Source organism: Nocardioides islandensis, from assembly GCF_015352455.1.
Lineage (GTDB): Bacteria > Actinomycetota > Actinomycetes > Propionibacteriales > Nocardioidaceae > Nocardioides > Nocardioides islandensis.
Map to the genome: position 1 here is coordinate 75703 of NZ_JADKPN010000014.1, position 25934 is coordinate 101636.

The following is a 25934-nucleotide window of genomic DNA, read 5'->3' on the forward strand; positions in this document are numbered from 1 at the left end:
TGTGCCCTTTCGCGAGAATGCGCCTGGAGGTCCCAGACGCCGGTGGGGCCGGTCGGCCCCGGGAGGGTGGCGCGATGGGGAGCACGGTGGACAGGTCGACGGTCGCCGACCTGCTCCGGCTCGCGATCGCAGAGCCCGACCGCGCGGAGCGCGAGGCCGGCGAGATCCTGGCGTCGGATCCAGGACCGTGGGAGGAGTCGGTCGCCCGCCAGGCGCGGGGGATCGTGCTCCGTGACCGCGGACTCATCGAGGGCGCGCTCGCCGAGCTCCGGCGGGCCATCCGGCTCGCGCGGCGCGCCGGCGACCCGGACCGCGAGGCCGACGTCCGCGCCACACTGGGTGTCACTCTGGTGATGTCCGGCCGGTCCGGCGCAGGGCTCGACCAGCTCGATCGTGCGGTCCACGCTGCAACAGAGTCGGCAACGCTGGCGCGGATACTGATGCGCCGGGCCAACATGCACTACTTCTTCCTGGAGCGGCCCCACGAGGCCGTCGTGGATCTCGAGCAGGCCCTGCCGCGCCTGCGCTCGGCCGGCGACCGAGTCTGGGAGGCGCGCACCCTCAACGTGCTGGGACTCAGCTACCTGGCCCTGGGACGCACGGACGAGGCGGCCCAGGCCGTGGGCGAGGCCGACGAGCTGTTCGTCCGCGAGGGTCAGGCCGTCGAGGCCGTGGTCACCCTGCACAACCGCGGCTTCATCGCCTACTGCAGCGGCGACCTGCCTCGTTCGCTGCGCCTGTACGACGACGCCGCCGCCCGTTACGCGGTCCTGCAGCTCGACCCGCAGAAGCTGGTCAGCGACCGCTGCGACGCGTTGCTCACGGCCGGTCTGGCCGAGGAGGCTGCCGAGCTGGTGACGGCACGGGTGCGCGCCGGGTCGCTGCTCCCCGTCGAGCACGCCGAGCTCCTGCTCGCCCTCGCCACCGCCGAGCTGGCCCGCGGCGATGCCCGCGCTGCGCTGGAGAGCGCGTCCCGTGCGCGGTCGCTCTTCCGCCGGCAACGGCGCGACTGGTGGGCCGACCACGCCGAGCTGCTCGTCCTGCTGGCCCGGCACGGGACCGGCCGCCCGGGGCGGCGGCTGGTCGGCGACGCGCACGCCCTCGGCACCCGCCTGGACGAGCATGGCTCGGACCAGGCGGTGGAGGCGTGGCTGCTCGCCGGGCGGGCGGCGCTGGCCGGGGGGCTCGACGTCGCGCCGCAGCTCCTGGAGCGGGCCGCGCGCTTCCGGCGCCACTCCTCGGCCCTGGTGCGGGCCACCGGCTGGCGAGCGCTGGCCCTGGAACGCGAGGCCAGGGGCGACTCCCGCGGAGTGCTGGGCGCCTGTCGTCTCGGCCTGGAGGCGCTGGACGAGCACCGCGCGGGTCTGGGTGGGTCCGAGCTCCGCGCGCTCGCGAACCGGCACGGCGACGAGCTCGCGGGCCTCGCCCTGCACCACGCCGCGGAGGGCACCCCGCGCCTGCTCCTGGCGTGGAGCGAGCGCTGGCGCGCGACCGCCCTCGCGCAACCTCCGGTCCGGCCCCCCGACGACCGCGAGGTCGCGCGGCTGCTGGCCGCTCTGCGCGACACGCGACGCAGGCTCACCGAGGCGCGAGCCTCCGGCACGGACACCGTGGCTCGCCTCGACGACGAGCGGGCGCGGCTCGAGCTGGCGATCCGGCAGCGGGCCCGCCACGTGACGGGCTCGAGCACCGAGCTGCCGCGCTTCGACATCGACGAGCTGATCGCCGGGCTCGGCACCCGGTCCTTCGTCCAGCTCGTCGAGGTGGACGGGCTGATCCACGTCCTGCTGGTCGCGGGCGGACGCGTGCGCCGCTTCCGTGCCGGTCCGGTCGGTGACGCCGAGGACCTGGCCAGGATCGCCCGCTTCAGCCTGCGGCAGCTGGCGCGCGGGCGTCCGGTCCAGCTGGCCGACATCGGGGAGCGCCTTCAAGAGGCACTCCTCGGCGAGGCCGCGCGCGCACTGCCCGACGGCCCGGTCGTGGTCTCCCCGACCAGCCGGCTGCACACAGCGCCGTGGGCACTGTTGCCGGCGCTGGCGGACGTGCCCTTCACGGTCGTGCCGTCGGCCTCGCTCTGGCTGCGGGCCCAGAGCAGCGGTCCGCGCTCCGGCCGGCGCGTGCTGATCGCGGGTCCCGGGCTGGAGACGGGCGGGTCCGAGATCGCCGTGCTCTCCGAGCGCCATCCCGAGGCTCTGGTCCTGCGCGACGGCAGCGCGACCGTCGAGCGCTGCCTGGCCGCCCTGGACGGGGCGGGGATCGCCCACATCGCTGCGCACGGGCGGTTCCGGGAGGACAGCCCGATGTTCTCCTCGCTCGACGTCGACGACGGGCCGGTCACCGTGCACGACCTCGAGCGGCTCGCCCGTGCGCCGTACCGGCTGGTGCTGTCCGCCTGCGAGTCCGGGGTGGTGGCCCCGATCGGGGCGGGCGAGATGCTCGGTCTCGCGTCGGCGATGTTGTCGATGGGGACCGCCGGGATCGTGTCGAGCGTGGCCGCGGTCAACGACGCGGCGACGGCCGTCGTGATGCTCGACGTGCACCGCGCCCTCGACGTGGGCGAGGACCTCGGGACGGTCTTGTTGCGGGCGCGCCGGCTGTCACACGGCGACGACCTGCGTCGGGCCACGGCCGCGGCGTTCCTCGCGATCGGGGCCTGACGGGTCACAGCACCAGCCACTCCGTGCGGTGGACAGTGCCGTCGATCTCGACGGCGAACCGGGTCGGGCCCGAGGCTCCGGGGAGCGTGAAGAAGCCCGAAGCGTCCGTGCGGGCCGTCCGACTCTCGCCGTCGGCCCGCTCCATCGTCACCTCCACCCCGCCACCGGACGAGAGGAGCTGGCCGGTGAGCGTGCTGTCGTCCACCTCGAGCTCGAGGGACAGCCCACCGCCCGCGAAGGCCAGCGTCCGCGCGTCCTCGGCGCCGCGTACCGCGGCCGTCGTCTGCAGCGCGGAGTCGTGCACGAGATCCAGCAGATCCTCGTCGACCGTCCGCCATGCGAACGCGCCGTACGCCGCCCGTCGGCGATGCGGAGGTACGCCGCTCTCCTGGGCCAGCGCGTCCGCCAGCTGGTCCATGAGCCCGTCGTCGTCGGTCCAGGACGTCATCGGGTCCACCTCCTCATCCATCGATGGCCGGAGCCGCCATCAGGGCGCGCATCGCGGTCGTGTTGCGTAGTTGCTGCAGGGCTCGTGCGCGGGTCGGGCCGATGCTCCCCTTGGGGATCCCGAGCTTCGCGCTGATCTCGTCGTAGGAGATCGGTGGATCGCTCATCAGCAGCTCGAGCAGCTCGCGGCGGCCCGCCGGGAGCTCCTCGAGCGCGTCGCGCAGGGCCTGGGCCCGTTCCTCGCGGAGCAGGTCCGCGTCGGCCTCGGGGTCGCCGCCGGGGCGCTCGAACGTCAGGCTCTGCGGGTCGGAGATGGACTCGCGGCCGCGCAACCGGATGACCCGGAGCGCTTCGTTGCGCGTCGTCGTGGCCAGCCACCCCGGCAGGGCACGAGGTTCGCGGATGGCGCCGAGGTTCTCGACGAGGCGCAGCCACACCGTCTGGTTGACGTCGTCGGCGTCGGCGGAGGAGAGCCGGAACTTGCCGATGACGGAGTTGACCAAGGGGAGATACCGGTCGACCAGGGCGTTCCACGACTCCTGGTCACCGTTCCGAGCGCGGGCCACCAGGTCGTCGACGGCGACGAGCTGTTGCATGCGCGTCTCCTCCGCTGCCGCGAGACGGTCCTCGATGGTCACCACGTCAGTGCAGAGCAGCGGCCGGGCCCGTTGATACGTCACATGGTTCGTCCACGGTGACACCCGCAACGTGGGCCAGCAACCACGTTTCTCACCGATTCCGAGCGATGTATCAGCGGCGGCTTTCACCCGTCAGTGGAATCACCGCCGAGGGTCCCCTCGGACGGCACACCTGAAGGGAACATCGCCATGCACACCACCACCACCCGCCGCGTCCTCGTCGCCACCACCCTGCTCGCCGTCGCTCTCGGTGCCGCCGCCTGCGGCGACGAGACGATCGCCGACCCGGGCACCACGGGCTACGACGCGCGCATCTACCCGCCCACCTCGGTACCGGCGGTCGAGTACAAGAACCGCGGCGCCGTCTCCGCCGACCGGGCCGAGCGTCAGGCCCAGGCCGAGAAGGCGCGGCAGGACTCGGCGTCCACCGCACGCTGGGACCGCAGCTCCCAGATCGAGAACCGGCTGAAGCTGCGCCGTACCCGGCGAGCGTGACGAGGAACGGGGCGGATCACCTCGGACAGAGATCCGTCCCGTTCTTCGACGTCCTCCCAGGAAGCGAGCGGGGGACGACCGGTCAGTGGGCGCCGGCGAGGTTGAGGCCCACGACGCCGGCGACGATCATCGCCAGGCTCGCGGCCTTCACCCAGGTGAAGTGCTCGCCCAGGAACACCAGGCCGATCACGGCCACCAGCGCGGTCCCGGCTCCCGCCCACACGGCGTACGCCACGGAGACCGGCATCTGCTTGACGACGACCGTCAGCATCCAGATCGAGAGGCCGTAGCCGGCCAGCACCACGGCCGCCCACCCGGGGTGGGTGAAGCCGTCGGCCTTCGGCAGCAGTGCGGTCGCGCCGACCTCGATCACGATCGCGACTCCCAGCAGCAGGAACGCGCCATACATGACAGTCATCTCCTTGATCCGGCGATGTAGCACTCGCTACATCTGGTTCCTACTGTAGCACTCGCTACAATTGATTTATGCCCGAGGAGTCACGACGTGACGCGCTTCTCGCGGCATGCACGGACCACGTCCTCGCCGAGGGGCTGATCGGGCTCAGCCTGCGACCGCTGGCCGCAGCTGTCGGGACCAGCGACCGGATGCTGATCTACCACTTCGGCAGCCGGGACGGGCTGGTCGCGGCCGTCGTCGACGAGAGCACGAACCGCTCGGTCGCCTACCTCAACGCCCTGCAGGCGCCCACGAGCGTGCGGACCGGCGTGCTGCGGCTCTGGCAGGCGTACCGCGAGCCGCCCCTGCACGCGTGCAACCTGATCTACGTCCAGGCCGCCGTCAGCGGGTACCTCGGCCAGGAGCCGTACCGCTCCGCGGTCCGCTCGTCCAACGACCGCTGGGCGGCGGCCATGCGTGACTGGTTCCAGCGGTGCGGCGCCCCGCGCGCGAAGGTCGCCCGGATCACCCAGCTCGTGGAGTCCTCGTTGCTCGGCTTCCACGTCGACCTGGCCACCGACTCCCCCGCCGAGCTGTCCCGCGCGGTGAAGGACCTGGCCGACGCCGCCGAGGGTCTGGCAGGTTAGGACGCCCATGCGGTTCACCGAACGAGAGCTGACGGTCGCGCTCGAGGGCGCGGCCAAGAGCGTGCTGGCAGCGCGCGACAAGGACGTGCGCAAGGGACGGCGTACGCCGGACGAGGCGTGGGAGGCGCTCACCCGCTTCCAGCGGTTCCAGCTGCTCGACGGGCTCGGCGACCAGCTGCTCGGCGTGCTCGTGGCCCTGCCGGACGTCGAGGTGGCCGTCGGCACCCGGCCCACGTTCACCGACGAGCAGGTCGCCACCGCGGTGCGCGAGCGGGCCGGCGACCTCGGCGGGATCCGGGGCAAGGTGCTGCTCAAGGCGCGGGTCGCGCTGGTGCAGCTGGCCCTGTCCCACGTACCTCCCCGCGCCGACCCCGACGCGCTGGTCGTTCCCGACCACCTCTAGGGCATGTCTAGCGGCGCGGCTCGAACGTGATGCCGTCGGGTGCCTGGCCGGTCCAGCCGGGCGAGAGCACCCAGTGGAGGATGTCGGCCGTCAGGTCGTGCTGGACGCCACCCCACCCGAACAGCCCTGCGCAGGTCTCGAGCTGCACGACACCCGTCTTCTCGGCCGACGTCACGACGACCGAGCTGCCCACCACGTTGGGGCACGCGAGCGCCGGACGGTCCGGGGCGGCGTCGAGCGCGGCGACGGCGTCCGCGGCGTCCTGACCGGTCAGCAGCTCGCTCTGCTCGAGCCCGCCGTCCAGGTAGCGGCACAACCGCACCTGACCCGCTGGCGCCTTCCCGGGCTCACCGTCGCGAGGAGCGCAGCCGTTGGCGTCCACGCCCGTCACGTGCTGGAAGGACCCGAGTACCGCCTCGGCCTCCTTCCGCGTCGGTGCGACGACCAGCACCCGCGTGCCTCCCGCCTGCTCGTACCCCTGCCACGAGCCCTCCGGGTAGTCCTCGCTCACGGACCGGTTGACCGTGCCCGGGCTGAACGCCTCGAAGCCGGCGCCACCTCCCTCGGAGAACTGCACGCCGTACCCGTACATCGGCGTGCACAGGATGTCGATCGACACCGCACCGGGCCGCTCGACGACCGGACTCCCGTCGCTCTCGCCGTTGCTGCACCAGTCGTCGAGGTTCCCGTGCCCCCAGTCCGCGGGCACGGTGACCGACACGTCGTGCCAGGTCTCCACGCGGGTCGGGGCCGGCTCCACGGTGTCGGTGGCCACCCGCGACGGCTCGTCGCCGCCCGAGCCGAGCAGCGCCACGCCGCCCACGACGGCCGCGACGGCGACGACGCCGGCGGCCGAGGCGAGCGCCGTACGACGACGGCGCCGTGCGCGCGAGCGCGTGCGAGCCGCGTCCGCGAGTCCGACCGCGCCGGGGGCAGCCTCGGCCACACCGCGGAGCGTGGAGCCGAGACGCTCCTCGAGCTCACTCATGGTCGTCCTCCTCCCCGAGACTGGTCCGCAGCGCCGCCAGGCCGCGGGACACCCGGGAGCGGACGCTCCCCTCGGCCACGCCGGTCAGCGCCGCGATCTCGGCGTACTCGAGCTGTTCGTAGAAGCGCAGCACCACCGCCACGCGCTGCGCCTCGGGCAGCGCGAGGCAGGCGCGCCAGAGCCGGTCCCGCTCGTCGTTCGTGTCCGGGCCGGTGACCCCGTGCGTGAACGTCTCCGCGACCGGCGTCTCCCGCTTGCGGAACCGGCGCCACCACGACGTGTGGGCGTTGACCACCATCCGCCGGACGTAGGCGTCCGGGTCACCGACGGACCGGATGTGCTCCCAGCGCGGCAGGGCCCGGGACAGCGCGTCCTGCACGGCGTCCTCGGCGTCGGCGCGGTTGCCGGTCAGCACGTACGCGAGCCGCAGCAGACCCGGGCCGCGCGCGGCGACCCAGTCGTCGAAGTCGGCGGTCACCGTCGTCTCGATCGACCCGGCACTCACGCCCTACAGACGCCCGTCACTCCTCGTCTGTTGCGTCCTCGCTCGACTTCGCCCAGATGTTGACCCCCGACTCGTCGGCGTACTCGTCGATCTCCGCGAGCTCCTCCTCGGTGAGGTCCGGGAAGTCCAGGGCGTCGAGGTTCGTGTCGAGCTGCTCGACCGACGATGCCCCGATCACCGCCGACGTGACGCGCGGGTCCCGGATCGCCCACTGGAGGGCGAGCTGGGCGAGCTTCTGTCCGCGTCGCTCGGCGATCGCGTTCAGCGAACGCACCCGCTCCAGCACGTCGTCGTCGAGACCGGCGAGCGTGGAGTCCTCCCGCGCGGCGCGGGAGTCCTCGGGCACGCCGTTCAGGTACCGGTCGGTCAGCAGCCCCTGCGCCAGGGCGGTGAACACGATGCAGCCCATGCCCTGCTCCTCGAGGGTGTCGAGGAGGTCGCCTTCGATCCAGCGGTTGAGCATCGAGTACGACGGCTGGTGGATCAGCAGCGGTGTGCCGAGGTCCCGGGCGATGGTCGCCGCCTCCGCGGTCTTGTCCGCGGAGTACGACGAGATGCCGGCGTACAACGCCCGGCCGGAACGCACCGCCGTGTCGAGCGCCATCATCGTCTCCTCGACGGGGGTCTCGGGGTCGAAGCGGTGGCTGTAGAAGATGTCGACGTACTCCAGCCCCATCCGCTTCAGGGACTGGTCGAGGGAGGCCAGCACGTACTTGCGCGAGCCGCCGCCCTGGCCGTACGGGCCGGGCCACATGTCGTACCCCGCCTTGGTCGAGATGACCAGCTCGTCCCGGTACGGCGCGAAGTCCTCGGCGAGGTACCTCCCGAAGTTCTCCTCCGCCCGGCCGTAGGGCGGCCCGTAGTTGTTCGCCAGGTCGAAGTGGGTCACGCCGCGGTCGAACGCGCGGCGCAGGATCGCCCGCTGCGTCTCCTCCGGCCGGTCGATCCCGAAGTTCTGCCACAGCCCGAGGCTGAGCTCGGGCAGCTGGAGGCCACTGCGCCCGGTGTACCGGAAGTGCCCGGCGTCGTACCTGTCCTCGGCCGCCTCGTAGGTCATGCGCCCATCGTGGCACCCTCGTCCCCGTGCCCGACTGGACCCGGATGCTGGTGCGCTGGCGGTTCACCGAGGACGGCGAGTGGCCCTACCACGCCGAGGTCGACGGCCACGGGCTGCGCGTCCGGGTCAACGACTTCCCGGCCGAGCCGCTGTACTCGCTGTTCGTCGACGACGAGCTCGTCGAGGATCTGGAGGACTGGCCGACGGTGTGGGTCAAGCCGACGCCGCCCGTGACTCCAGCACCCTGAACCCCTTCGCCGATGCCAGCCGCGTCGTCGGCCAGCCCTGGTCCCCGAGCCAGGACTGGAGCGAGTCGGCGCCGAGGTTCTTGCCGACGACCATGACGGCGCGGCCGCCCGGGGCGATCCGCGGGAACCAGGTCAGCAGCAGCTCGTGCAGGGCCTGCTTGCCGATGCGGATGGGCGGGTTCGACCAGATCTCGTCGTAGGTCGCCTCGCCCCGCCCGTGAACAAGTACGCCGTCCGGCGTGTGCGCGACGTACCGGTCGGAGACACCCAGCCGGGCGGCGTTCTCGTTCGCCAGCAGGACGGCGCGCTCGTTCACGTCGACGCCGGTGACCGTCGTCGCGGGTGAGGCGACCGCGACGGCCAGCCCGATCACGCCGTACCCGCAGCCCAGGTCCAGCACCCGGCCGGACACCGGTGGCTCGGTCTCGCGGAACAGCACCGACGTACCGATGTCGAGCCGACCGCGGGCGAAGACCCCCGAGCCGCTGGACAGCGACAGCCGGTGTCCCCACACCGTCGTGACCACTGGCTCCCTGGTGAACGGGACCGACGGGTCCGCGGTGAAGTAGTGGTCCTCGCTCACCGGGGCATCCTCCCAGCCCCTCCTTTCGGGTGGATGCCTAGGTTTGGGGGCATGGCCCACACGCTTCGCCGCACGGTCGTGACCCGTTGGGACGCCGACTCGGTCTTCGCCTACCTGCTCGACTTCGAGCACGCCGAGGAGTGGGACGCCGGCACCGTCCGCTGCGAACGGCTGGCCGGAGACGGCGGCGTCGGCACCCGGTACCGCAACGTCTCGAAGTTCCTCGGCCGCGAGACGACGCTCGACTACGAGGTCGAGAAGCTGGTGCCGGGCAGCCAGTTCGTGATCACCGGTGGCAACAAGACGGTCGTCAGCAAGGACACCGTCACGGTCACGTCGCGAGGCAACGGCGCCGAGGTGGAGTACCGCGCCGAGATGACCTTCAGCGGCGTCGCAGGCGTCATCTCCCCGCTGCTCACACCGTTCCTCACGAAGCTCGCCGACGACACCGAGGCCCAGCTGCTGCGGACGCTGGACTCGAAGGCCGCGGGAGCATGAGCCTCAGCGGTGTCGTCGACACCGTCCTCGACCGCAGCGTGGTGCTCGGCTTCTCGCGCGTGGGGCTCAGCGTCCGCTCGCGCCTGCCCGGCTGGCCGGCGGACCCGCCGCCGGGCGCCCTGGCCGGACGCGACGTCGCCATCACGGGAGCGACGTCCGGGCTCGGGCTGGCGACCGCCATCGGCGTGGCCGAGCTGGGCGCTCGTGTCCACCTGGTCGTCCGCGACGAGGCCAAGGCGAAGGCCGTCGTCGCGCGCATCTCCGCGCAGACGCCGTCGGCGGTCGTCGAGGTGCACCGATGCGACGTCGGCGACCTGGACGACGTACGCCGCTTCGCCGGGGCGTTCCGTGCCGGTGGCAGCTCGCTCGACGTGCTCGTGCACAACGCCGGCGTGATGCCCCCGGAACGGACGGAGTCCGCGCAGGGTCACGAGCTGGCGATGGCGGTGCACGTGCTCGGGCCGGTGCTGATGACCGAGCTGCTGCGACCGGCCCTGCGCGAGAGCGACGGACCCCGGGTGCTGCTGGTGACGTCGGGCGGGATGTACGGGCAGCCGCTGCGGGCCGACGACCCGGAGTACGTGACGGGCGCCTACTCGCCCACCACCGCGTACGCGCGCAGCAAGCGCGCCCAGGTCGAGCTGCTGCCGGTGCTGCAGCGACGCTGGGGCGTCGAGGGCGCCCACGTGTGGGCGACCCATCCCGGTTGGGCGGCCACACCGGGCGTGGCCGATTCGCTGCCGCGCTTCAACCGGCTGACCGGGCCGATCCTGCGCGACGCCGACGGCGGTGCGGACACGACGGTCTGGCTGGCGGCCGTCGAGCCGCCGCCGCGCGGCGGCGGGCTGTGGCACGACCGCCGGCCCCGGCCGACCAGCTTCCTGCCGAGCACCCGGACCGACGCCGGTGCCACCGAGCGGCTCTGGGCCTGGGTCACCGAGCAGACAGGGATCTCCGCGTGAGCTGGACGCGGCACCTGCGCCGGACCGTCCCGCCCGTCGTCGCGGCCGCCGTGGTCGGCGGCATCGGTACGCGGCCGACCTCGGCGTGGTACCGCTCGCTCGACAAGCCCACCTGGCAGCCGCCGCCGTGGGTCTTCGGCCCCGTGTGGACCGCCCTCTACGCCTCGATCGCGGTCGGCACGGCCCGGGCGATGGACGAGGCCGACACGGCCGAGCGGCGGTCCCTGGAGCGGCAGCTGTGGGTGAACATGGCCCTGAACGCCGGCTGGTGCTGGCTGTTCTTCACCGCCGAACGCCCCAAGGCCGCGCTCGCCGAGATCGCGGTCCTCGAGGCCTCGACGCTCGCGCTGACGCGTCGCGTGCCCGCGCTCGCGCCGTACGCCGCGTGGAACGCCTTCGCGACCGCGCTGAACGCCTCGATCGCGCACCGGAACTCCTAGCGGCCGACCGCGACGACCGGTCTCCGCTCGGGGTCGAGCACGCGCACGAGGTAGCGCAGCAGCCAGCGAGGTGCGCTCACGCACCCGGCGGTCGGGCCGCGGCCGTTGACGTGCAGGAAGATCCCGGAGCCGCGGTGGCGGACCTGCTCGTGGTTGAACGACGTGACGATCGCGTACTCGTACGGCCGCCGGAACGCCAGCAGCCGCTCGGACGCGTCCGGGTCACTGGCCGGCAGCCACCAGCGGAAGCCGCCCGCCGCCTTGTTGCGGTAGCGGTTGTAGTGGGCCGACGCGTTGTCCTGCACCCAGTAGTCGCCCGGCCGGATCTTGCGGTAGGGCAGCCGCCACGCGTCGTCGCGTGCATGCGTGCCGAAGAACCACGGCAGCCGGAACGTCCCCAGCGGCGTGGTGCCGGCGCCCTGACGCCGGTACGCCGCCCGCACCAGACCGCCGTACCCGGTGCGGCCGTCGACCACCCGGCGCCGCGCCTCCCAGCGGCCGCCCGGGTCGCGGGTCCAGTACGTGACGCGGGCATGCCAACCGGTGGTGTGCCGGACGGTCACCGCCTGGGTGGTGCGGGCCGTGGTCCGCACCCGGACTCCGTCGAGGGTGGCGTCGGCCTGCGCCGGGCCGGCGACGGCGAGGGACGCGAGCACGAGCAAGGGCGCCACGAGGACCGCTGGTCGAGGGGTCACGCGGGGTCCTCCAGCGTGCGGAACCGCCGCGACGCCTCGGCCTGCGCTGCGAGCTCGTCGTCGGGCGGGTACCCGACCTCTTCCAGCGTCAGCCCGTGCGGGGGCACGACGGTCACGGCCGGGTCGCGGGTCGCGGCGGCCAGCACCTGGCCCGCCCACTCCGGCGGGCGGCGGCCCTCACCGACCGCGACCAGGCAGCCGACCAGCGAGCGGACCATGTGGTGGCAGAAGGCGTCGGCGCGCACGGTGCCCACGAGCACGTCGTCGGCGTCGCGCTCCCACGCGAGGTCGAGCAGCGTGCGGATGGTGGTCGCCCCCTCGCGCCGCTTGCAGAACGCCGCGAAGTCGTGGCGGCCGAGCAGGTCCTTCGAGGCGCGGTCGATCGCGTCGAGGTCCAACCGGTGCTTCCAGGCCAGCACGTACCCGCGTGTCAGCGGGTCCTGGGCCTCCGGCCGGTCCGCGATCCGGTAGGCGTAGCGGCGCCACACCGCCGAGAAGCGTGCGTCGAACCCGTCCGGGACGGCGACCACGCGACGTACGCGGACGTCGTCGGGCAGGAGCCCGTCCAGCTGGCGGCGCACCCGCTGCGGATCCGCCCGATCCACGTCGACGTGCGCGACCTGCCCGCGAGCGTGCACGCCGGTGTCGGTGCGCCCGGCGCAGGTGACGGCGACCTCGTCGACACGCAGGACGGTGGCGAGGGCCGTCTCGAGATCTCCCTGGACGGTGCGGAGGCCGGGCTGCCGGGCCCAGCCGTGGAAGCCGGCGCCGTCGTAGGCGAGGTCCAGGCGCAGGCGCACCGAGCCAGTCTCGCACCAGGGTCGGGCTAGATTTTCCGGGTGCCCCAGCAGTCAGGACAGCGCAAGCCCCCCGCCATCGTCATCGTCAGCCACGACAACGCGGCCTTCCTCGTCGACGAGTTCGGCCGCTACGCCCGCGACTACGACATCCGTCCCGCCACATCCATGAGCGCCGCCACCGACATCACGTCCGAGATCGAGGCGACCGGCGGCCAGGTCGCGATGCTCGTCGCCGACTCCTCGCTCTTCCCCTCCGACGTCGTGCAAGACGAGCAGCACAACGTGCTTGCGGCGTTCCACACCTGGCGTCAGGTCGTGCCCACGGCCAAGCGTCTCGTGGTCGCGCCGTGGGAGCGGTTCCTGGAGGACGCCAACCGGCTGCGTGCCGGCCTGGCCAAGGGCAAGTACGACGCGTACCTGCTGATGCCGCGCGGCGTCCGGGACGAGGAGTTCCACACCGCCATCTGCGAGCTGCTCTCCGACTGGGGCTCGACCGTGGCCCAGCCCGAGATCGAGACGGTGCGGCTGGTGGCGCCCGAGCAGGACGCGCTGACCCTCGGCATCCGCGACTTCCTCGACCGCATGGGGATGCCGCACCGCCTCTACTCACCGGACACGGAGATCGGCGCGGGCATCGTCGGCCGCCACGAGGGCGAGACCCGCTGGCCGCTGGTGGAGTCGCCGTACCACGACGTCTGGGCGCCCGAGAGCGTCCGCGAGGTCGCCGGCGCGATCTACGGGCGACCCGACGGCATCGACCTCGACACCGTCATGGACCTCTGCATCGTGGGCGCCGGCCCCGCGGGCCTCGCGGCGGCGGTGTACGGCGCGTCCGAGGGCCTCTCGACCGTGGTCGTCGAGGCCGAGGCGGTCGGCGGTCAGGCGGGCACGTCGTCGATGATCCGCAACTACCTGGGCTTCCCGCGCGGCATCTCCGGGATGCGGCTCGCGCAGCGCGCGCGCAACCAGGCGATCCGGTTCGGGACGCGGTTCTTCACCGGCTGGGAGGTCGGCGGGATCAGCGCCGAGGGCGAAGGGACCTCACGGCACCACGTCGTCCGCACCGACGGGGGCGACGTCCGGGCTCGCGCCGTCGTGATCGCGAGCGGCGTCGCCTACCGCAAGCTGCGGGCGCCCGGGATCGAGGACCTGACCGGTCGCGGCGTCTACTACGGCAGCGCGATGACCGCGGCCCGCGAGATGGAGGGGTACGACGTGGTGGTGGTCGGCGGCGGCAACTCCGCCGGCCAGGCCGCGATCCACCTGGCGCGGTTCGCGAAGTCGGTGACGATCATGGTCCGCCGCCACGGGCTCGGCGAGACGATGTCGCAGTACCTCGTCAACGAGATCGAGTGGAACCCCCGCGTCACCGTGGCCAGCCGCTGCGAGGTCAGCGCCGCCGGCGGGGACGGGCGGCTCGAGTGGGTGGACGTCAAGGACTGCGACACCGACGAGGTGGTCCGCCGCAACGCCGAGGGCCTCTTCCTGCTGCTGGGCGCCGAGCCGAAGTGCGACTGGATCCCCAGCGGCGTGGCCCGCGACCCCCGCGGCTTCGTGCTCACCGGTCGCGACGTCCCCAAGGCCCAGTGGGCCGACGGCCTCCCGCCCGAGTCCCTGGCCACCTCGCTCCCCGGCGTGTTCGCCGTGGGCGACGTGCGGGCCGGCTCCATGAAGCGCGTGGCCGCCGCCTCGGGCGAGGGTTCGTCGGTCGTGCCGCTCGTCCACGCCTGGCTGGGCTCGGCCTAGCGGGCGCGGTGCCGCCCGGCTTAGTGTCGTGTGGTCCTTCATCTCGGGGGGCAGATGAGCTCGGAGGCGCCTGTGTTCTCTCGGTCAGCAGCATCCACGACCCGTCGCAACCGGAAACCGGTCCGGCCGGTCGTCATCGGCCTCTCGCTGGTGATGGCCGCGGCCTTCGGTCCGCCGGCGGCCACGGCCGGCGACCCGGGCAGCGCCGGCGACGCGCCGTACCGAGGCCGGGTGCTCTCGCTGATGCGGCACATGACGCTGCAGCAGAAGGTCGGCCAGCTGTTCGTCATCGAGGTGGCGGGTCGGCACGCGACCGCCGTGAGCGACGCGGCGAAGGCCGTCAACCAGCGGCTGTACGGCGTGGACACGCCGGCCCAGGCCATCGCGAAGTACCAGCCCGGCGGGGTCATCTACTACACGACCCGGGTCGCCTGCACCGGCTGCGCGACCGACGACAACATCGGCGACCCCGCCCAGGTGGCCACCTTGTCCAACGGGCTCCAGGCCGCGTCGCTCGCCCAGCCGGCCCACATCCCGCTGCAGGTCTCCGTCGACCAGGAGGGCGGCGCGCTGGTCGCCCGCTTCCTCGCCCCGGCGACGCAGATGCCCGGCAACATGGCGCTGGGCGCGGGCCGGTCGACCCAGGACGCGCACGACTCGGCGAAGGTGATCGGCGAGGAGCTCGCGGCGGTCGGCGTGACGCAGGACTACGCACCGGTCTCCGACGTCAACATCAACCCCAACAACCCGGTCATCGGGATCCGCTCCATCGGCGGTGACCCGGACCTGGTGTCCGACCTGGCGTCCGCGCAGGTCCAGGGATTCCACGCGGGCGGGGTCTCCGCTGTTGCCAAGCACTTCCCGGGGCACGGCGACACCGGCGTGGACAGCCACTTCGGGCTGCCGCAGGTCACCCACAGCCTGGCGCAGTTCCACGCGATCGACCTGCCGCCCTTCGAGGCCGACATCGCCGCGGGAGTGGACACCATCATGACCGCCCACGTCGTGTTCCCGGCGGTCGACCCGTCCGGTGCGCCGGCAACGATGAGCCACACGATCCTCACCGGTGTGCTGCGCAACGAGCTCGGCTTCACAGGCCTGATCGTGACCGACGCGCTCGACATGGCGGGCGCGACCGCGACGTACCCGCCGAACGTCGCCCCGGTCCAGGCGATCCTCGCCGGCGCGGACCAGCTGCTGGTCCCGCCGCAGATGGACACGGCGTACGGCGCGGTGCTCGACGCGGTCAGGAACGGCACCATCAGCGAGAAGCGGCTCGACGCCTCGGTCTACCGCGTGCTGCTGCACAAGTACCGGCGTGGCATCTTCGCCGACCCGATAGTCGACCCGGCGGCGGCGCCGACGATCATGGGCGCGCCCGACCACCTGGCGCAGGCGCAGACGATCACCGACCGCACCACCACGCTGGTCAAGAACGACGCCGGCGTGCTGCCGCTGGCCGCCGGTCCCCGCCAGGTGCTCGTCGCAGGCTGGGGTGTCGGCACCACGCAGGGGATCGCGAACGCGATGGCCGCGCGGGGCGCGACGACGCAGGTCCTGGAGTCGGGCACCACGCCGTCGACCGCGCAGATCGACGCCGCCGTGGCCGCGGCCGAGGACAGCGACCTCGTCGTGGTGTCGACCAACAACGCCTACGCGGTCAACGCCTCGACCGGGCAGCCGACCGCGGCCGCCGCGGCGCAGACCCGGCTGGTGCGGGCCCTCCTGGCCACCTCGAAGCCGGTCGTGGTCGCCGCGATGCGCAACCCCTACGACGTCGCCTCGTTCGAGGAGGCACCCACGGTGCTCGACACCTACGGCTACACCGCTGACCAGGTCGAGTCGCTGGCGCGGGTGCTCTTCGGCGAGGTGGACCCGACCGGCCGGCTGCCGGTCTCCGTCCCGCGCGCGGACGGCCCCGGCGAGCTGTTCCCCTTCGGCTTCGGCCTCGGCTACTGAGAGGAGAGCTCCGCGCGGTAGGGCGGGTCGGCACCGGGCCGCGAGACCGTGACGGCCGCGGCCCGCACGGCGAAGTCGAGCACGCCCGCGACGTCGTCGCGGGTCATCGAGCGCAGCGCGTCGACACCGCCGCCCAGGAAGCCGCGGGTGGCGAGCTCGTCGAGCATCGCGGCGCCGAACGTGTCGCCGGCGCCGATCGTGTCGGCGACCCCGACCGCCACGCCGGGCGCGGCGACGGCCAGGCCGTCGGCGTACCAGACCGCGCCGTCCGCACCACGCGTCACCACGACGGCGGCGGGGCCCTGGCCCAGGAGCCGCTGGGCGGCGGCGGCCTCTGAGTCGCCCGGGTACAGCGCCTCCAGGTCCTCGTCGGACGCCTTGACCAGGTCGCTGAGAGCCACGGTCGCCTCGACGGTCGCCGCGATGGCCGGGCCCACCCCGGTCACGCTCGGACGCATGTTGATGTCGTACGACGTCGTGCTGGTCGGCCGCAGCCGCGCCAACAGCGCCCGCACGTCCTCGCAGCCCGGCGTCAGGACCGCGCCGAGCGAGCAGGCGTGCACGGCGAGCGGCGGGACGTCGACCTCGACCGGGCCGATGCGCCAGTCGATGTCGAAGGTGTACCTCGCCGAGCCGTCGGGCTGCAGGGTGGCCAGGGCCGACGACGTGCGGGGCACGACGTGGGGGTCGGTGACCAGGCGGACGCCCGAGGCGGCGAGGTGGTCGGCGATCAGCCGGCCGTGGTCGTCGTCGGCGAAGCTGGTGACGAACCCGCCCGTACCCCGCCCGAGCCGCGCCAGCGCCACCGCCACGTTGGCCGCGCTGCCGCCCGGGAACGTCTCGGTGCTGCCGTCGTCGCGACGCACGATGTCGACGAGGGACTCACCCACCACCAGCACGCCGTCGCTCATGCCCCGTGTCTAGCCCAAGCGCGACGGCTCCGCCAGAAGTCGTCCGGTGGCAGCATGGGCGCATGAACGGGGAGCGGAGCTCGGTCGAGCCCACCGACACCGAGCTCCAGAGCGGGGCCGGCGTCTCCGCGGCCCTCATCGCCGGGCTCGCCGTCGTGCACCTGGCGATGGCGTACTCCGTCTCCACACTGCCCGGCCTCGTCTCCGACCTCGTCGAGCCGCTGGCGGGCCAGGGCACCGCCGACTTCGTGGTGCACGTCCTGCCCCTCGTGCCGCTCGCGCTCGTCGTGCTCGGCGTCGGACGTACCGTGCTGCGCGGCGTCGCCGCGTGCGCCGTGGTCGTGGTCGTCGCCGTCGTCATCCACGCGATCACTCCGTCCTGGATGGTGACGGCACTCGTGCCGCTGGCCGCGGTGCTCGCGTGGGGAGTCGCCCGCCGCTACGGCCGGTGGTGGGTCGCCGGCGTCGCGATCGCCCCGCTCGTCGCCCTGCTCGTCCGCTGGATCGACCCCAACCCGTTCGCGGACGACGTCGCGGTCTGGGCCAGCTTCCGCGCGCTCGTCCTGCACGTCGTGCCGGCCGTCCTCGCCGGACTCGCCTGCTGGGCGCTCGAGTGGTGGGAGGACCGGGCGTGAGCCTCGGCCCCGTGGAGCACGACGGACCCGTCCCTCCGTTCGAGCAGCTGCGCCAGCAGGTCGCGGGGCAGGTCGCGTCGGGCGCGCTGCCCGCCGGCACCAGGCTCCCGACCGTCCGCGCCCTCGCGGCCGACCTCGGCCTCGCCGTGAACACCGTGGCCCGGGTCTACCGCGAGCTCGAGGCCGACGGCGTCGTGGTCACCGAGGGGCGGCGTGGCACGTTCGTGAAGTCCGGTGCGGCCGCGGCCGGCAGCGACGTGCGGGCCGCCGCGGCGACGTTCGTCGAGGAGGTACGGCGCGCGGGCCTCGGCCTCGCGGAGGCCCAGCGCCTGGTGGAGAACAGCTGGGCCCGCCACCCCTGAGGGGTGACGGGCCCAGACCAAGCAGCGAGTCGAGAGCTGCGGAGAGTCAGCCGGCCTTCACGAAGCCGGCGTTCTCGGCGGCCTCCTCGGTCCGGAACCAGACCTCGGCGATCGTCTGGTCGTACCACTGGGAGTCCGGCGTGTGGTACTTGCCGGAGTCCTTGTTGCCCTTGATGGTGAACTCCTCCGACGGAGCCGCACCGTCCTCCAGCGCCAGGGCGACGTCGTCGCCGAGCTCGAGGTCGGCGAACTTCGCGGTGAGGGCCTCCTCGGCGGCCTCGGCCACCGTGTCCTCGCCGGCGCTCGTGTCGGTCGACTCGTCCTCGGTGACCGCCTCACCGGAGAGCTCCTCGGCCTGCGGGGCCTCGGTCTTCTTCTCCGCGGGAGCGGCCTTCTTGGCGGTGGTGGTCTTCTTCGCAGCCGGCTTGTAGGCCTCCTGCACCAGCTCGATCACGGCCATCGGCGCGTTGTCGCCCTTGCGGGGACCGATCTTGGTGATGCGGGTGTACCCACCGGGGCGCTCGGCCATCTTGGGCGCGATCTCGGTGAACAGCACGTGCACGACCGACTTGTTCGTGATGGTCTTGAGGACCTCACGTCGGTTGTGCAGGTCGCCGCGCTTGGCCTTGGTGATCAGCTTCTCCGCGACCGGACGCAGCGTGCGCGCCCGGGTCTCGGTGGTGGTGATCCGGCCGTGCTCGAACAGGGCCGTGGCCAGGTTGGCGAGGATGTGCCGCTGGTGCGAGGCGCTCCCGCCGAGGCGGGGACCCTTCTTGGGAGTAGGCATCGTCGTGTCACTCGTTTCTCTCGGGCCGTGTCAGGTACCCGGGTAGACGACCCGCGGAGCGCGGGCCGGTTGGGTTGGTCAGTACTGCTCGTCCTCGACGAACGCGTCGTCGTCGTCGTCGCCGTACGCCGCCAGGGCAGCGTGCGGGTCGAAGCCGGGCGCGCTGTCCTTGAGGGACAGGCCCATCTCGACCAGCTTGGCCTTGACCTCGTCGATCGACTTGGCACCGAAGTTGCGGATGTCGAGCAGGTCCTGCTCCGAGCGCGAGATGAGCTCACCCACGGTGTGGATGCCCTCGCGCTTGAGGCAGTTGTACGAGCGGACGGTCAGCTGCAGGTCCTCGACGGGGAGGGCCAGGTCGGCAGCCAGCTGCTCGTCGACCGGCGACGGGCCGATGTCGATGCCCTCGGCCTCGACGTTGAGCTCGCGGGCGAGACCGAACAGCTCGACGAGCGTCTTGCCGGCCGAGGCGATCGCGTCGCGGGGACGGATCGACGGCTTGGTCTCGACGTCGATGACGAGCTTGTCGAAGTCGGTGCGCTGCTCGACACGGGTGGCCTCGACCTTGTAGGTCACCTTCAGCACGGGGCTGTAGATCGAGTCGACCGGCATCCGGCCGATCTCGTTGTCGGCGCCCTTGTTCTGGACGGCGGAGACGTAGCCGCGGCCGCGCTCGACGACCAGCTCCATCTCCAGCTTGCCCTTGTCGGACAGGGTGGCGATCTTCAGGTCGGGGTTGTGGACCTCGACCCCGGCCGGCGGCGCGATGTCGGCCGCGGTGACGTCACCGGGGCCGGACTTGCGCAGGTACATCGTGACGGGCTCGTCGTGCTCGGAGGAGACGACCAGGCCCTTCAGGTTGAGGATGACCTCGGTGACGTCCTCCTTGACGCCCTCGATGGTCGAGAACTCGTGGAGCACGGTGTCGACCTTGATGCTCGTGACCGAGGCACCGGGGATCGAGGACAGGAGCGTGCGACGCAGCGAGTTGCCGAGCGTGTAGCCGAAGCCGGGCTCGAGCGGCTCGATGACGAAGCGCGAACGGAACTCGTCGACCGACTCTTCCGACAGGGTGGGGCGCTGTGCGATGAGCACTTGTTCTTTCCTTTCCGGGTCCGACCGCTATTTGAAGGACCCGAACATTTGCAGGGCGGCGAAGTGGAGGACCGGGACTACTTCTTCGAGTAGTACTCGACGATGAGCTGCTCCTGGACCGGGATGTCGATCTGGGCCCGGACGGGCAGCTGGTGCACGAGGATGCGCATCCGCGAGGGGATCGCCTCGAGCCACGCGGGCACGACGCGCTCGCCGTGGGTCTCGCGCGCCACGATGAACGGGGTCGTCTCGAGCGACTTCTCCTTGACGTCGATGACGTCGTGGGCGGTCACCTGGAACGACGGGATGTTCACCTTCTGGCCGTTCACCTTGAAGTGGCCGTGCACGACCAGCTGGCGGGCGTGACGGCGGGTGCGGGCGAACCCGGCGCGGTAGACGACGTTGTCCAGGCGGCACTCGAGCAGCTGGAGCAGGTTGTCGCCGGTCTTGCCGGAGCGGCGGGAGGCCTCGGTGTAGTAGTTGTGGAACTGCTTCTCGAGGATGCCGTAGGTGAAGCGGGCCTTCTGCTTCTCACGAAGCTGGAGGAGGTACTCGCTCTCCTTGATGCGGCCGCGGCCGTGCTGGCCGGGCGGGTACGGACGACGCTCGTAGGCCGAGTCGCCGCCGACGAGGTCCACGCCGAGGCGGCGGGACTTCTTGGTCATGGGGCCGGTGTAGCGGGCCATGGGTCAGGTCTCCTTCGAAGTCTTCGCGACGGGTCAGACGCGCCGGCGCTTGGGCGGGCGGCAGCCGTTGTGCGGGGTCGGGGTCACGTCCTGGATGGTGCCGACCTCGAGGCCGATCGCACCCAGGGACCTGATCGCGGTCTCGCGGCCCGAGCCCGGGCCCTTGACGAAGACGTCGATCTTCTTCATGCCGTGGTCCATCGCCCGGCGCCCGGCGGCCTCGGCGGCCATCTGTGCGGCGAACGGCGTGGACTTGCGCGAGCCCTTGAAGCCGACGGTGCCGGCAGAGGCCCACGAGATCACCGCACCCGACGGGTCGGTGATGGTGACGATGGTGTTGTTGAACGTGCTCTTGATGTGGGCCTCGCCCACGGCGACGTTCTTCTTCTCCTTGCGGCGCACCTTCTTGGCGCCGGCCTGACGGCTCTTGGGAGGCATTCGGTTCCTTTACTCCTAGGAAAAGACGGGATCGGTGTCGGCTGCGGCGCAGACGGCTTACTTGGCCTTCTTCTTGCCGGCGACGGTGCGCTTGGGACCCTTGCGGGTGCGCGCGTTGGTCTTGGTGCGCTGACCGCGGACCGGGAGGCCCTGACGGTGGCGGCGACCCTGGTAGCTGCCGATCTCGATCTTGCGACGGATGTCGGCCTGGACCTCACGACGGAGGTCACCCTCGATCTTGAAGTTCGACTCGATCTCGTCGCGGAGCTTGACCAGCTCCTCGTCGCCGAGCTGGTGGACGCGGAGGTCCGGGCTGACCCCGGTGGCCTTCAGCACCTGCTGGGCGCGGGTACGGCCGATGCCGTAGATGTAGGTGAGTGCGACCTCGATGCGCTTGTCGCGCGGGAGGTCGACACCGACGAGGCGTGCCATGTGGTGGCCTTTCGGTTTGCGCGGTGGTGTTCGTCGTGTCGCGCCTGAGTGAGGATCGTCAGACTCGACGAAGTCGAGACTGACGACCGGAGGGAGCGCCGCTGCGAGCTTGCTCGCAAGGCGACCGCCTCCGCTCAGCTCCGGCCACTGCTCCGGAGGTGTTTCGCCGGGATACCCGGCTAAGCGATCACGTTGTGTGGTTCTTCAGTTGTGGTCGGGCCCGTCTTCCGTCCCGCGCTAGTTCGTCGCGCGTGGCTTCAGCCTTGCCGCTGCTTGTGGCGGGGGTTCTCACAGATCACCATGACGCGGCCGTGGCGACGGATCACCTTGCACTTGTCACAGATCTTCTTGACGCTGGGGTTGACCTTCACGAGGGAGGTCCTTTCGGATCGGCTGGTTACTTGTAGCGGTAGACGATCCGACCGCGGGTCAGGTCGTAGGGAGACAGCTCCACCACCACGCGGTCCTCGGGGAGGATCCGGATGTAGTGCTGGCGCATCTTGCCGCTGATGTGGGCGAGGACCTTGTGCCCGTTGCTCAGCTCCACACGGAACATCGCATTGGGGAGGGCCTCCACGACGGTGCCCTCGATCTCGATCACGCCTTCTTTCTTCGGCATGTCCTCCGCAATCTGTCGTTGATCGGTTGTCTTCCGGCCGGCCCGGGAACCGCCCCAGTACGATCTGGGTGGACCTCGTGCGGGTGCTGCGCCCTCCTCATCCGGGGCGCACGCCGGTCTCTCGAGGATTCGGAGAGGTCGGAGGCGCTCGGACAGCCGCGAGGCACGACGAAGCACGACCCACGTTGGGCCGACACGCCAGTCTAGCCAGATCGGCCTGAAGTACCCAAAACGAGCAAAACCGCAGGTCAGCGGGGGTCTCGGGCTGTCTCAGGGCCGTCTGAGGGCCGTCTCGGGCCCGCCTCAGGGGCGGAACGTCGTCAGGTTGAGCGCCGCTCGCACCCGCCGCCGCAGGCTCACGCCCTCCGACATCGCCCTCCGCTCGGCCTCCACGGCCTCCCAGAAGGACTCCGCGTCGCGCGGACGGGGCAGCCGCGGGCCGAACACGTGGCTGTCGGCGCGCTGGGCGAGCGTGCCCGCCCCCGGCGTGCCGAGCAGCCGCGACTGCTCGCGCCGGGTCACCCCGGCGCCCACGGGCACCGCCTGGCCGAGGTCACGCGCGTGGTCGACCAGCTCGCGCCACGCGCCCACGAACCGGGCCGAGATCCTGGCTCGGGTACGCCGCCGGCGCCGGCGCAGCAGCTTGGCCACCACGACCGACGACAGCAGGATCGTGATCGCGACCAGCGGGACGCCGACGTACGCGACGAGCCGCTGCACCCACACGCTCACCGGCCCGGCCTGGTCGTCCTGGGCGTCCTTGGCGGTCGAGCGGTTCTTGCGCACCTTCATGTCGGCGTCGTTCTGCTCGCCGGTGGTCGACGGCGGCGGGATCGGCGCGGGCGGGGGCACGACGGTGCCGCTCTGCTGCTGCTGACGGGTGGTCTGCTGCTCGGCCGGCCGGTCCTTGTCCATGAACAGGTCCGTGGGCAGCGTGCGCCACGAGCCGTCGGAGACCTGCACCTCCACCCACGCGTGCACGTCGGCGCCGGTGACGTGGCCACCCTCGGGGACGACCGCGCCGAACACGACCCGGGCCGGGACGCCGATGCGGTTGGCGAGCAGGGCCATCAGCGCGGCGTACTGCTCGTCGTTGCCGACCACGAAGGGGGCGTTCACCCCGCCGGTGTCGTCGGTCAGCCGGTACCGGTTGTGGCCGGCGTGGTAGATCTTCTCGCTCTCGATGACGCCGTCGGAGTACTTGCCCTCGGTCTTCAGGTGCCGCGCGATCGCGAAGACGCGGCGCATCGGCTGGGACTCCCCCTCCGACCACTGCACCGCCTGCGTGTCCAGGAACCCGGCGGCGTCCGCCGCGGCGCCGACCACACCGGTGGTCGTGCTCTGCGGCGTCAGGTCGTCGTCGGGCTGGACCGACGTGAAGGTGTAGACGTCGCCCGGACGCACCCCGCTCGGCGTGACCGCGGACGACGTGGCCAGGTTGTAGCGGAAGGACTCGCTGAGCGTGGTGCTGTCCGGGCCGTCGAAGCGGAGGGACTGCAGTGCTCCCGTGGTCGGCAGCCACACCCCGCTGTAGCCGGGGCCGATGGTCACCCGCGCGTCGACGTGGCGACCGCGGGCCGGGTTGTCGATGACGCTGGACACCCGTTGGTAGGTGTCCGAGGCGGCGCCGGGCGAGCCCGGCGGCTGGGCGTTGTTGCTGGCGCCCCAGACCACCCCGTCGTACCGGTCGAGGACCGCGATCCGGACCCGGCTCCCGGCCGGGACGCCCTCGATGGTGAACAGCTCGGTGTCATGGAGGTTGCGCGGGTCGGAGCGGCCCGGCGGCAGTTGCACGTACCTGCGGAAGGAGGCGAGCGGGGAGGGGTACTGGCCGACGTCGAACGGCGGGTCGACGTGGGTGCGCAGGATCACCCGGTCGGCGTCGCCGCCGGAGGCCCACGTGCCGACCGGCAGGGACAGCAGCCCGGCCACGCCGACCAGCGCGGCGCCGGTGCCGATGCGGACCAGCTTGCCCTGGGTGCTGCGGACCGGGGCCGAGATGCGGGCGTTGCGCAGCCCGAGCCAGGCCAGCGCCAGCACGCCGAACGCCCCGCCCTGGAGCCACAGCTGGTGCGGTCGGCCCACGCCGAGCAGGATCACCAGGGCCAGCAACGCCAGCGGCGGCAGCAGCGGCAGCGGCCCGCTGACCAGCGCACGCCGCGACTTCACCATGCTCAGCACGGTCGCCAGCAGGCCGGTGACCAGCCCGAGCACCCAGGGCAGCACCAGCAGCCGGGACTCGCCGTCGACCGGGGGCAGCGTGGTCAGCAGGTCCTTCCAGCCGAACAGCGTCTCGTCGACGAGCAGCCGCCAGCCCGACGGACCCGGCAGGCCGTCCTGCTGGCGCAGGCAGAGCAGGGGCCCGAGCAGGAAGTACCAGAGCAGGACGAGCAGCGCGGCCACCACGCTCGGCCAGCGCAGCACGATCGTCACCACGACCGTGCTGAGCACCGCGAGCAGCGCGCCCAGCATGGCGATCCACCAGAACTCCGTCTCGGTGTACGTCGCTCCGAGCCCGGCGACCGCCACGGCCACCAGGGCCAGCACGAACGCCGCGTCGACGGCGACCGTGCGGGCCTGGCTGAGCGTCAGCCGCCTGAGGAGCCTCACCGGACCGACCACCTGAGCAACGCGCCGAGGTCGTGCAGGTCGGCGATCTGGACGACGACCAGGCCGCCGGTCTCGGTGACCCGGCTCTGCCGCGACGGGTCCACGATCAGGGCGTAACGCCGTACCTCCGGCGGGAAGGCCACGACCGCGCGCTGGAAGGACTCGAAGTCACCGCGAGCACCGGAGACCAGGAACAGCAGGCTGGTGTCCGGCGAGACCACGGCGGCCCGGTGCGCGGACGAGACCAGGCCGTTCGCGCCGATCTCCGCGCGGCACACCGAGTCGAGGGCCAGGTGCCCGGTGATGCCGGACGAGGCGCTGGTGCCGCACACGAACGACGTGTCGAACTCGTCGAGCGTCGCCCGCACCAGGATCGAGGCGGCCACGGACATCGCGGTCTCGAAGTCCTGGGACTCCGTCCACACCGTGGCGCTGTCGTCCACGACGAGCGTGACGTGGCTGCGGCGGGTGTCGAGGTACTGCCGGACGAGCAGCCGGCTGTCGTCGGCCACCGCCATCGCCTTGGCCGACGACTTCCAGTGCACGTGCCGCAGGTCGTCGCCCGGGACGTACTCGCGCAGCGCGTGGAAGGCGAGGTCGCTGTGGGACACCGCGTCGGTCGAGACGCCCTCGAGGTCGCGCAGCAGGCCCGCGCCGAGGGAGTCCATCGGCACCATCGGCGGGCGCACCAGGATCTCGGTGACATCGGTCCACTCCACGTCGCGGGACAGCAGCGAGAGCGGGTCGCCGCGCCGGGTGGTCGCCGGACCGACGGGGATCACCCCGCGGCGCTCGGTCCGGATGGTGAAGCTCTCGTCGTGGGTCTCGGTGGGGGCCAGACGCGGGACGGCGTAGCGGTGCACGATCGACCCGACGGGCAGCTCGAGCATGGTCGGCAGCAGGCCGTGGGTCGCGACGTTGCGGACGCGGACGCCGGCGGCCACCGAGCCCCCGGCGATGACCCGCTCCGGCTGGAGCACGATGTCGACCCTGACGTTCGTGCGCCCGACCAGGAACGGCAGCGCGAGCACGAACACCAGCAGGCAGGCGGCCGCGAGCACCCAGAGCTCGCGCCAGTCGACGTACGCCGCGGCGACGACCAGCAGCAGGCCGGACCCGAGGATCGTCCACCCGAGCGGGTTGACGATCCCCAGCAGCCGGCGCAGCTGCGCCCTCGCCGATGCCCTCATGACG

General features: G+C 72.3%; 31 protein-coding genes. 12 read left to right on the forward strand and 19 right to left on the reverse strand.

Going from position 1 to position 25934, the window contains the following annotated elements; genetic code table 11:
* Positions 1-74: 74 nt before the first annotated feature.
* Entirely contained in the window at positions 75-2657 is a 2583-nt protein-coding gene (locus ISU07_RS19265; protein WP_194708464.1) for a CHAT domain-containing protein, read from the forward strand.
* 4 nt (positions 2658-2661) lie between these two features.
* Here the strand turns inward: ISU07_RS19265 and ISU07_RS19270 are convergent, their stop codons facing one another.
* Both ISU07_RS19270 and ISU07_RS19275 read right to left on the reverse strand, forming a co-directional pair.
* On the reverse strand, positions 2662-3105 hold the full coding sequence (locus ISU07_RS19270; protein ID WP_194708465.1) for a hypothetical protein: 444 nt from the start codon (positions 3103-3105) through the stop codon (positions 2662-2664).
* 13 nt (positions 3106-3118) lie between these two features.
* Positions 3119-3700, reverse strand: coding sequence for an RNA polymerase sigma factor (locus ISU07_RS19275; RefSeq protein WP_194708466.1), 582 nt, complete (start codon positions 3698-3700; stop codon positions 3119-3121).
* A gap of 231 nt (positions 3701-3931) precedes the next feature.
* Between ISU07_RS19275 and ISU07_RS19280 the strand changes: the two genes are divergently transcribed.
* Positions 3932-4237 carry a hypothetical protein gene (locus ISU07_RS19280; RefSeq protein ID WP_194708467.1) on the forward strand — a complete coding sequence of 102 codons (306 nt, stop codon included), beginning with the start codon at positions 3932-3934 and terminating at the stop codon, positions 4235-4237.
* A gap of 82 nt (positions 4238-4319) precedes the next feature.
* Here ISU07_RS19280 and ISU07_RS19285 read toward each other — a convergent pair whose 3' ends face one another.
* Positions 4320-4655, reverse strand: a complete 336-nt coding sequence (locus ISU07_RS19285; RefSeq protein WP_228522216.1) for a DMT family transporter — start codon at positions 4653-4655, stop codon at positions 4320-4322.
* A 68-nt stretch (positions 4656-4723) separates the two neighbouring features.
* Here ISU07_RS19285 and ISU07_RS19290 point away from each other — a divergent pair, with 68 nt between their 5' ends.
* Together ISU07_RS19290 and ISU07_RS19295 are read left to right on the forward strand one after the other, a co-directional pair.
* Positions 4724-5281, forward strand: a complete 558-nt coding sequence (locus ISU07_RS19290) for a TetR/AcrR family transcriptional regulator (protein ID WP_194708468.1) — start codon at positions 4724-4726, stop codon at positions 5279-5281.
* Between the two features lie 7 nt (positions 5282-5288).
* On the forward strand, positions 5289-5684 hold the full coding sequence (locus ISU07_RS19295; protein ID WP_194708469.1) for a hypothetical protein: 396 nt from the start codon (positions 5289-5291) through the stop codon (positions 5682-5684).
* A 7-nt stretch (positions 5685-5691) separates the two neighbouring features.
* Here ISU07_RS19295 and ISU07_RS19300 read toward each other — a convergent pair whose 3' ends face one another.
* The 3 genes from ISU07_RS19300 to mgrA are packed head-to-tail and all read right to left on the reverse strand — an operon-like array spanning position 5692 to position 8234.
* Positions 5692-6672: a hypothetical protein gene (locus ISU07_RS19300; protein WP_194708470.1), complete on the reverse strand. Its 981-nt coding sequence runs from the start codon at positions 6670-6672 to the stop codon at positions 5692-5694.
* Positions 6665-7177: a SigE family RNA polymerase sigma factor gene (locus ISU07_RS19305; protein ID WP_323742712.1), complete on the reverse strand. Its 513-nt coding sequence runs from the start codon at positions 7175-7177 to the stop codon at positions 6665-6667. The genes ISU07_RS19300 and ISU07_RS19305 overlap by 8 nt, the downstream gene beginning before the upstream one ends.
* Positions 7178-7193: 16 nt before the next feature.
* Positions 7194-8234: an L-glyceraldehyde 3-phosphate reductase gene (gene mgrA / locus ISU07_RS19310; protein ID WP_194708471.1), complete on the reverse strand. Its 1041-nt coding sequence runs from the start codon at positions 8232-8234 to the stop codon at positions 7194-7196.
* A gap of 26 nt (positions 8235-8260) precedes the next feature.
* Between mgrA and ISU07_RS19315 the strand changes: the two genes are divergently transcribed.
* The gene (locus tag ISU07_RS19315; RefSeq protein ID WP_228522217.1) at positions 8261-8482 is read left to right on the forward strand and encodes a hypothetical protein; all 222 of its coding nucleotides are present in this window, start codon (positions 8261-8263) and stop codon (positions 8480-8482) included.
* Here ISU07_RS19315 and ISU07_RS19320 read toward each other — a convergent pair.
* A complete protein-coding gene (locus ISU07_RS19320) occupies positions 8448-9065 on the reverse strand; it encodes a class I SAM-dependent methyltransferase (protein WP_194708472.1) in 618 nt (205 codons plus the stop codon). The genes ISU07_RS19315 and ISU07_RS19320 overlap by 35 nt on opposite strands.
* A gap of 51 nt (positions 9066-9116) precedes the next feature.
* Here ISU07_RS19320 and ISU07_RS19325 point away from each other — a divergent pair, with 51 nt between their 5' ends.
* The 3 genes from ISU07_RS19325 to ISU07_RS19335 are packed head-to-tail and all read left to right on the forward strand — an operon-like array spanning position 9117 to position 10965.
* Positions 9117-9563: an SRPBCC family protein gene (locus ISU07_RS19325; protein WP_194708473.1), complete on the forward strand. Its 447-nt coding sequence runs from the start codon at positions 9117-9119 to the stop codon at positions 9561-9563.
* A complete protein-coding gene (locus ISU07_RS19330; protein WP_194708474.1) occupies positions 9560-10525 on the forward strand; it encodes an SDR family NAD(P)-dependent oxidoreductase in 966 nt (321 codons plus the stop codon). Before ISU07_RS19325 ends, ISU07_RS19330 begins: the two co-directional genes overlap by 4 nt.
* Positions 10522-10965, forward strand: coding sequence for a TspO/MBR family protein (locus tag ISU07_RS19335; protein ID WP_323742713.1), 444 nt, complete (start codon positions 10522-10524; stop codon positions 10963-10965). The genes ISU07_RS19330 and ISU07_RS19335 overlap by 4 nt, the downstream gene beginning before the upstream one ends.
* Here ISU07_RS19335 and ISU07_RS19340 read toward each other — a convergent pair.
* Positions 10962-11660, reverse strand: coding sequence for a L,D-transpeptidase family protein (locus ISU07_RS19340; protein WP_194708475.1), 699 nt, complete (start codon positions 11658-11660; stop codon positions 10962-10964). The two genes, ISU07_RS19335 and ISU07_RS19340, sit on opposite strands and share 4 nt — an antisense overlap.
* Entirely contained in the window at positions 11657-12460 is an 804-nt protein-coding gene (gene truA, locus ISU07_RS19345; RefSeq protein WP_194708476.1) for a tRNA pseudouridine(38-40) synthase TruA, read from the reverse strand. The genes ISU07_RS19340 and truA overlap by 4 nt, the downstream gene beginning before the upstream one ends.
* Positions 12461-12499: 39 nt before the next feature.
* Between truA and ISU07_RS24925 the strand changes: the two genes are divergently transcribed.
* Both ISU07_RS24925 and ISU07_RS19355 read left to right on the forward strand, forming a co-directional pair.
* Complete coding sequence (locus ISU07_RS24925) at positions 12500-14206, forward strand: NAD(P)/FAD-dependent oxidoreductase (protein WP_194708477.1); 1707 nt, start codon at positions 12500-12502, stop codon at positions 14204-14206.
* Between the two features lie 72 nt (positions 14207-14278).
* Entirely contained in the window at positions 14279-16165 is a 1887-nt protein-coding gene (locus ISU07_RS19355; RefSeq protein ID WP_323742714.1) for a glycoside hydrolase family 3 protein, read from the forward strand.
* Here the strand turns inward: ISU07_RS19355 and ISU07_RS19360 are convergent.
* The gene (locus ISU07_RS19360; RefSeq protein ID WP_194708479.1) at positions 16159-17076 is read right to left on the reverse strand and encodes a carbohydrate kinase family protein; all 918 of its coding nucleotides are present in this window, start codon (positions 17074-17076) and stop codon (positions 16159-16161) included. The two genes, ISU07_RS19355 and ISU07_RS19360, sit on opposite strands and share 7 nt — an antisense overlap.
* 62 nt (positions 17077-17138) lie before the next feature.
* On the opposite strand from ISU07_RS19360, the gene ISU07_RS19365 reads away from it, so the two are divergent.
* Together ISU07_RS19365 and ISU07_RS19370 are read left to right on the forward strand one after the other, a co-directional pair.
* Positions 17139-17711 (forward strand): hypothetical protein, encoded by a 573-nt coding sequence (locus ISU07_RS19365; RefSeq protein WP_194708480.1) that lies wholly within the window; start codon positions 17139-17141, stop codon positions 17709-17711.
* The gene (locus tag ISU07_RS19370) at positions 17708-18073 is read left to right on the forward strand and encodes a GntR family transcriptional regulator (RefSeq protein ID WP_194708481.1); all 366 of its coding nucleotides are present in this window, start codon (positions 17708-17710) and stop codon (positions 18071-18073) included. The genes ISU07_RS19365 and ISU07_RS19370 overlap by 4 nt, the downstream gene beginning before the upstream one ends.
* 46 nt (positions 18074-18119) lie before the next feature.
* On the opposite strand, the gene rplQ is transcribed toward ISU07_RS19370, so the two are convergent.
* The 9 genes from rplQ to ISU07_RS19415 all read right to left on the reverse strand — a co-directional run bounded on the left by rplQ (position 18120) and on the right by ISU07_RS19415 (position 25930).
* A complete protein-coding gene (gene rplQ / locus ISU07_RS19375) occupies positions 18120-18860 on the reverse strand; it encodes a 50S ribosomal protein L17, sunset domain variant (RefSeq protein ID WP_194708482.1) in 741 nt (246 codons plus the stop codon).
* Positions 18861-18938: 78 nt separating this feature from the next.
* Positions 18939-19955: a DNA-directed RNA polymerase subunit alpha gene (locus ISU07_RS19380; protein WP_194708483.1), complete on the reverse strand. Its 1017-nt coding sequence runs from the start codon at positions 19953-19955 to the stop codon at positions 18939-18941.
* Between the two features lie 77 nt (positions 19956-20032).
* The gene (rpsD, locus tag ISU07_RS19385; protein WP_194708484.1) at positions 20033-20641 is read right to left on the reverse strand and encodes a 30S ribosomal protein S4; all 609 of its coding nucleotides are present in this window, start codon (positions 20639-20641) and stop codon (positions 20033-20035) included.
* Between the two features lie 33 nt (positions 20642-20674).
* A complete protein-coding gene (gene rpsK / locus ISU07_RS19390) occupies positions 20675-21079 on the reverse strand; it encodes a 30S ribosomal protein S11 (RefSeq protein ID WP_194708485.1) in 405 nt (134 codons plus the stop codon).
* 57 nt (positions 21080-21136) lie between these two features.
* Positions 21137-21511 (reverse strand): 30S ribosomal protein S13, encoded by a 375-nt coding sequence (gene rpsM, locus ISU07_RS19395; RefSeq protein WP_194708486.1) that lies wholly within the window; start codon positions 21509-21511, stop codon positions 21137-21139.
* Between the two features lie 257 nt (positions 21512-21768).
* Complete coding sequence (gene rpmJ / locus ISU07_RS19400; protein WP_008361054.1) at positions 21769-21882, reverse strand: 50S ribosomal protein L36; 114 nt, start codon at positions 21880-21882, stop codon at positions 21769-21771.
* A 26-nt stretch (positions 21883-21908) separates the two neighbouring features.
* Positions 21909-22130, reverse strand: coding sequence for a translation initiation factor IF-1 (gene infA, locus ISU07_RS19405; protein ID WP_011757309.1), 222 nt, complete (start codon positions 22128-22130; stop codon positions 21909-21911).
* A gap of 303 nt (positions 22131-22433) precedes the next feature.
* Entirely contained in the window at positions 22434-24740 is a 2307-nt protein-coding gene (locus tag ISU07_RS19410; protein WP_194708487.1) for a DUF3488 and transglutaminase-like domain-containing protein, read from the reverse strand.
* Positions 24737-25930 (reverse strand): DUF58 domain-containing protein, encoded by a 1194-nt coding sequence (locus ISU07_RS19415; protein ID WP_194708488.1) that lies wholly within the window; start codon positions 25928-25930, stop codon positions 24737-24739. The genes ISU07_RS19410 and ISU07_RS19415 overlap by 4 nt, the downstream gene beginning before the upstream one ends.
* Between the last annotated feature and the right edge of the window lie 4 nt (positions 25931-25934).